Here is a 6,502-nt window from a genome sequence, read left to right on the forward strand (position 1 = left end):
GGGGAACATGCTCTTCAAACTAGTCAAAAAGCGGCTGGGCGTGGCGGCAGACCGCCGGACGGCCGTCCGGCCAGGACGGACAGGACCTCTGCCACCATTTCATCCGGCCGATGGATTACGTCCGCGTAGTAGTACCGGAGCACCGTGTAGCCCTGGACCACGGATCTATTGTTCCCGCGGTGGACCTTCTTCACCTGCGCCCAATCGCCGTGGTGTCGGCCATCCAGCTCCACCACCAACCAGCCGTCCAGCAGCAGGTCCACATAGCCGACCCCTTCGATGTACACCTGCGGCTCCACCAGAATCCCTGCCTGCCGGAACGCTGTTCTGGCTAAGGTCTCCAGCAGGGATTCAGCCCCGCGGTCAACCCACTGGAGAACGTCGCGGGCTATGCCGTTACGCTTACCGGGCAGCAGCTCCTGCAGGAATGCCACGGTCATGTCGCCCCGTCCCACCGCGCATTCGACCATCACGAGTGACTCCCGAGGCGGCAGGCACCGCAGCGCATGGATCAGCACGTCGCCAAGGGCAGCCACAGGCCGATACGCATGGGGCGGCAGATGGAGTTCGCGATGCGCCACCTGGTGTTCAACAGCTGTGCCGCGGCTGTGATGAACATGCAGCGGACCGGAAGCCCCCACAGTCCACAGCCGGTAGAACGGGGCGGCACTGACGCAGGTAAGCAGCTGGCGCCGAACTAGCAGCGTGACGTCACCGGGAAGCGCATCTGGAAGTGCATAAAGTCCACGAGCCGGCTGAAGAATTCCCGCGCGGACCGCCCTTCTTAAAGCGGCATCGCTGACCCCAAGTTTGGCTAACGCAGGCCGCCGCGCAGCGCCGCCGCAAATAGTTAGGGCTCTGACTACATCCATGACGACATGGTGCCCGCGGCCGCGCCCACAGCGGCACCAGTGAATTGCCCTATGTGGACGGGCGAGGCGTCACTCACTGCAGCCTTTAGGCGCTCGGGCGCCAGACTATCCGCTTATCGCCGGGCTCGGGCGACCTGTGGACGCACAAAAGGCTGCTGCCCGTGACACCCAGTTTCAGGCGGTCATAGGCAGCAGCCCTTTGCTAGCGGCGGGGGAATAAGCGGCGCGGCCTTAGTCCATGCCGCGGAGGTCCAGCACCAGCTCGGTGTCGCCGTCGGCCTGTAGCACCACCGGGATGCCCCAGTCCTGCTGGTACAGGTGGCACGCCGCGTGGTCCGGGATCTCCCCGTCCTCGGTCTCCGGGCCGTCACAAGCCGCGGCGCGCGCCGTAATGTGCAGCACGCCCTCGGGAACGTCAGAGGCCAGTTCCAGCGTGCGGAGCAGGCCCACGGAGGTCCCGCCGCCGGACACCAGCAACTCGTGAGGGGTGGAGGAGATCTTCAGCTGCGTGGGGTCACCCCAGCGGTCATCAAGCTTCTGGCCGGTGGGCGCCGTGAAGCGGACGGTCAGTTCCAGCGGTCCCGCGGCGACGGGGCTCTTGGGCCGGTGCGTCTGCACCGCACCCTCGTCCACCTGCTGCGCTTCCTTGGGGATGGGCACGTAGACCAGCTGGTGCTTGTTGGCCTCGACCACCACCAGCAGCGGCTCCTTACCTGCAACCTGCGTGTGGTCCACAATCACGTCGGACGGCTCGGACAGCCCGCGCGCGAGGGTGGACACGGTCTTTGTGGCGGGGTCGTATCGGCGCACCGCCCCGTTGTAGGTGTCGGCAACAGCCACGGAACCGTCCGGCAGCACGGTCACGCCGAGCGGGTGCTGGAGGCGCGCCTCGGAGGCCTCGCCGTCTCGGAAGCCGAAGTCGAAGAGGCCCTTGCCCACGGCGGATTCAACGGTGACCGTTCCGTCGTCGGCGATCACCAGCTTGCGGAGGGCTGATGTCTCGGAGTCGGCCACCCAGATGTTGCCGTCGGCGTCCTCGGCCAGGCCGGATGGCTGCGCGAACCATGCCTCGTGGGCGGGTCCGTCCAGCAGCCCTTCCAATCCGTTGCCGGCGATGATCGATACGGCTCCGGTCAGCGGATCGAAGCTGAAGATCTGGTGCACGCCGGCCATGGCGATCACCACGGCGTTGAGCTTGGCGGACCACACAACGTCCCAGGGCGAGCTGAGGGAAACCTCCAGCGGGTGCTCACTGAGGCGGCCGGTAAAGCCGGCGGCATCCTCGTCCACGCGGGCCGGTCCGGTCTCCAGCAGGCGCTGCACGCCGCTGCCAACGAGTGTGGTGACGGTTCCGTCCGCGAGGGACAGCCCGCGGAGGCGGTGGTTGACGGAGTCGGCAATTACGACGTCGTAGCCCGTCTTCGCTGCCACGTCCTCCGGCAGGAGGACCAGGCCCTGCGGTTCGTTGAACTCTGCGGTGGGCTTGACGGAATCGACGTCGGCGCTCGGGCCATCAGCGTGGCCCCTGGTCCCGGTGCCGAACGTGCCAAGCACCGTGTGGAAGCCGGTGTCGAGCTCCACGACACGGTGATGGCCCGTGTCCGTGACCAGCCAGGTGCCGGCATCTGAGCCGGCGGCAGCACCGCCGTCGGGCTTTCCGGCAGCAGAACCGCGGCCGGCCGGAAGATAGAGGGCCTTCCCCGGGAAGCGCAGCGTGCCCGACGTCGGTTCCGGCGCCACGTAGGGGCCGGAGCCACGGTGCAGGGTGCCCTTCGCGTCATGTTCGGCAATGAGTTCCGGAATGAGCACGGCGAGGCCGTCGGCGTGGCCTTCGCCGGAGAGGTGGGCCACAATGTAGCCCTCGGGGTCGATGACCACCAGGGTGGGCCAGGCGCGGGCGGTGTAAGCCTTCCAGGTTTCCAGCTCGGGATCGTCGAGGACCGGGTGGTGGATCTCGTAGCGCTCCACGGCAGCCGCAAGGGCCACGGGATCGGCCTCGTGCTCGAACTTCGGCGAATGCACGCCGACGGTAACCAGGACGTCGGAGTACTTTTCCTCCAGCGGCCGGAGCTCATCCAGCACGTGCAGGCAGTTGATGCAGCAGAAGGTCCAGAAGTCCAGGAGGACAATCTTGCCGCGCAGGGCGTGGAGGTCCAGGGACTTGCCGCCGGTGTTCAGCCAGTTCCGGCCCACCAGTTCGGAGGCGCGGACCCGGTGGTGGGTGCGTACGGTTTCGCTCATCAGCGTCCTTCCAGCTTCGAGTCGCGTTCAGCCAGCTTGGCGTCACGTTCAGCCAATTTGGCAAACATATCGTTGTAAGCGGTGAGATCGGCGTCGTTATTCCTGTCCGCGGCCCGGTCGGTGCGGCGGGTCTCGCGTTCATCCGACCTGGACCACATGATGGCGACGCCGATCGCCACCATCAGCGTCGGCACTTCGCCGATCCCCCAGGCCACGGCTCCGCCCATTTGCTGGTCCAGGAGCGCGGACGGGCCCCAGGTCCGGCCGAGGTTGCCGAAGTAGTCGGCGGCGAGCAGGTTGGTACCGCCCATGATGGCCACGCCGAAGAACGCGTGGAAGCCCATGGTGGCCAGCAGCAGCACGAGCCGCAGCGGGAACGGAGCCCGGCGCGGCAGCGGGTCGGTGCCAATCATGCTGAGCACGAAGATGTATCCGGTCAGCGCGAAGTGCAGGTTCATCAGCTCGTGGCCCACATGCTCGCGCATCGCGAAGCCGAAAGCATCGGAGTAGTAGAACAGCACGATCGAACCGGCGAAGTTGGCCGCGGCGAACAGCGGGTGCGTGACCAGCTGGGAGAACTTCGAATGCACAAAGAGCAGCAGCCACTCGCGGAGTCCGCGGGAGCCGTCGGTCCTGGCGGGGAGCGCGCGCAGGGCGAGCGTCACCGGTGCACCGAGAACCAGGAAGATCGGCGCCACCATGGTCAGTGCCATGTGGTCCACCATGTGCGCTGAAAACAACACGCGCCCATAGACCGACGGCGGTCCGGAAGTTATGTAGGTCAGCACCAGCAGTCCGATGACCCAGTTGATGGACCTGAACCACTGCCATTTGTCCCCGCGGGCACGGACCTTGGCCACGCCGAGCAGGTAGGACACTAGTCCAAAGAGGGCTGCGGTGATCCACAACCAGTCCAGGCGCCACTCGGAGAGCCAGCGTTCCGGGGTCAGCTCCGGGGGCAGCTCGTAGCCGGACAGGATGAAGGCCGGAGAGGCGTCCGGAGCGTACGAGGTGGGCTCGGGCGGCGCGGAGCGGCCGAGGGCCACCGCAATGCCGGAGGTTGCCCCCATGATGAGCAGCTCCATGAGAAGCAGCTGCCACAGCACCCGGCGCGAGGACATGGCCGCGCCCTTGCGTCCCAGCTGCGGAATGATCCACTGCCGGTGCATGAACCCGATGCCGCCGAGCACCAGCGTGGCCGCAGACTTCGCGAGGATCAGCTGGCCGTAGGGCGAACCGAAGAGATCGGCCCAGCTGGTCACGCGGACGCTGGCGTTGATCACGCCCGAGGCGAAGACCAGCACGAAAGCGAACCCGGCAAGTGAGGAGAAGCGCCGGAGCGTCGGTTCGGTGATGTCCGCGCGGCCGCCGGGCTGGAGGGCCCGGACGGGCTGTGGCGCCCGGCCGGCCTGGAGGGCGTTGGATGTGCCGGTCGGGTTCCGCGTGCCGGACAGCATGCCCGAGAGCAGCGCGAGCATGATGACGCCGCCAACCCAGGCGCTGACGCCTACTAGGTGCAGGCCGAGCGAGTTGATGGCGCCCTCATGGTCATCCGAGCTTGAGGAGTGGCCAATCAGCGCAGTCGGAACGAGGCCGATCAGCGCCAGCACCAAGGTGAGCGCCAGACCTGTCAGGGAACGCACACCGAACAGGGCAGTGGTCACCACCGCGGCGATGATGGTGACGGCAAGCCAGGCCCGGCCTGTCTCAATGTCCGTCATGAAGTAGACCAGGGCCCGGGTGAACTCGGCGTCCCCGGAAATGCCCTGCCCAGCCACGTCCGAGTAGGTCAACACGAGCACGGCGATTGCCGACAGCGTCCACGCCACACCGGCGGCCGCTGCTATGGCAAGGGCGCGGGTGAAGGCCGGGTGCTCGGGCGCGTCCTGGTCCTTGGAACGCGAGCCGCCAAGCTTCCACGGCAGGATGCCGGCAGCGAAGATGAGCCCGCCGATAACGGTGGCAAGCGAGATGTTGTGGATCGCCTTGCTGACGGGAAGGCCCCAGCGCACCAACGCTCCGGGGTCGGATACCTCGCGTGCCGCCGCGGCCCCGGAGAACAGCAGTGCGGCCGCCAACCCTACGAAGAGCGCAGCCAGTCCGGCCAACTGCCACGGCCGGGGAATACCGAAGGCCGCGTCAGCCTGGCTCTGCGTTCCCGGATCGGGCGCAGGCTGTGGAATACGGGATTTTGCTGCTGAGGGCACTTATCCATTGTCCGCTACCGCTGCCTGCGCCGCGAATCGGGGGTTGCGGCGGTTCAGGGTTGCGGCGAATCGGGGGTGCGGCGAATCAGGGTTAAAAGCAGGCGGAGCGGCAACCGTGTGGTTGCCGCTCCGCCTGAGCTGCCGAGAAGACTACTTCTTGTTGGAAACAGCAGCCTTCAGCTTGGAGCCAGCGGTCAGCTTGACGCTGTGGCCAGCTGCGATCTGGATGGTTTCGCCGGTCTGCGGGTTGCGGCCAGTGCGGGCGGCGCGGTCGGTGCGCTCAACTGCGAGCCAGCCCGGGATGGTGATCTTCTCGCCGGAGGCGACGGAAGATTCGAAAACCTCGAACAGTGCATCGAGCACGGAGTTGACGGCTGCCTGGCTGGTGCCGGCCTTGCCTGCTACCTCTGCAACAAGTTCACTACGGTTCTTAGCCATTTATGTCCTCCTGGACGCTTTGGATTTCTGGAGCCTGCACACGGCATGCGAACAAGCCACTGTTCGAAAACTTACCAGCTTGCACCCGTGAGGGGGACAAATTCCGCGTGTTTCCGCGACTTTTTGACCTAAATCACCGGAATTTCGGGGGTTTTCCGCCGAATTCCGCCCACAGCGGACGATGTTAAGGCCCCGCTGCGGGACCCTGGCCGTGGGAGGCACGACGGCGGCTTGCCGCGTTTGGGCGCACGATCCGGTTTTGGGCGTGCGGCACGAGACTGCGGTGGGTAGGGCGCTGGGTTGAGCGAGTCCGAACCCTCTGCCACCTCCCGGGCTTCCACTGCGACGCTCTGTCACTCCGTGCCGGATAGTCACGGACGCTCTATCAGTGGCCGGTGGCGACGGCGGTGTGCTTGCCCGGGTGCCGGCCGGCGCCGGGGGGGGTGGCGGGAGAGCGTCCCGTTCCGGGCGACAGGTAGTGAGAGTGCGTCCCGTTCCGGGCGACAGGTAGTGGGAGAGCGTCCCGTTCTACGCGACAGGTAGGGGGAGAGGGACACGCTAAGGGGTGCGGGAGGTGGGAGAGCGTTGTGGCGGGCCGGGCAGGTGGAAGGGGGTTAAATGCGGGAGAGCCCCAACCGTGTGTGGTTGGGGCTCTCGACCTAATGGTTGTCCGGCGGTGACCTACTCTCCCACACCCTCCCGGGTGCAGTACCATCGGCGCTGTGGGTCTTAGCTTCCGGGTTC

Annotated in this window: 4 protein-coding genes; all 4 read right to left on the minus strand. The window is 66.5% G+C overall.

All coding sequences use genetic code 11. The annotated features are described in order from the left end of the window. Nucleotides 1-23: 23 nt before the first annotated feature. Nucleotides 24-536, minus strand: a complete 513-nt coding sequence (locus CXQ90_RS22845) for an endonuclease domain-containing protein (protein ID WP_258064388.1) — start codon at nucleotides 534-536, stop codon at nucleotides 24-26. Nucleotides 537-1,103: 567 nt separating this feature from the next. After that, entirely contained in the window at nucleotides 1,104-3,113 is a 2,010-nt protein-coding gene (locus CXQ90_RS06870) for an NHL domain-containing thioredoxin family protein (RefSeq protein WP_104137935.1), read from the minus strand. Continuing rightward, on the minus strand, nucleotides 3,113-5,320 hold the full coding sequence (locus CXQ90_RS06875) for a cytochrome c oxidase assembly protein (RefSeq protein WP_104137936.1): 2,208 nt from the start codon (nucleotides 5,318-5,320) through the stop codon (nucleotides 3,113-3,115). The genes CXQ90_RS06870 and CXQ90_RS06875 overlap by 1 nt, the downstream gene beginning before the upstream one ends. A 150-nt stretch (nucleotides 5,321-5,470) precedes the next feature. Then, a complete protein-coding gene (locus CXQ90_RS06880; protein ID WP_056625601.1) occupies nucleotides 5,471-5,758 on the minus strand; it encodes an HU family DNA-binding protein in 288 nt (95 codons plus the stop codon). Nucleotides 5,759-6,502 lie beyond the last annotated feature (744 nt).

Source organism: Arthrobacter sp. ZGTC131, from assembly GCF_002929275.1.
GTDB lineage: Bacteria > Actinomycetota > Actinomycetes > Actinomycetales > Micrococcaceae > Arthrobacter.

Coding starts and splice junctions, on each gene's coding strand:
- CXQ90_RS06880 (WP_056625601.1), bottom strand. CDS start 5,758: ATGGCTAAGAACCGTAGTGAACTTGTTGCAGAGGTAGCAGGCAAGGCC.
- CXQ90_RS06870 (WP_104137935.1), bottom strand. CDS start 3,113: ATGAGCGAAACCGTACGCACCCACCACCGGGTCCGCGCCTCCGAACTG.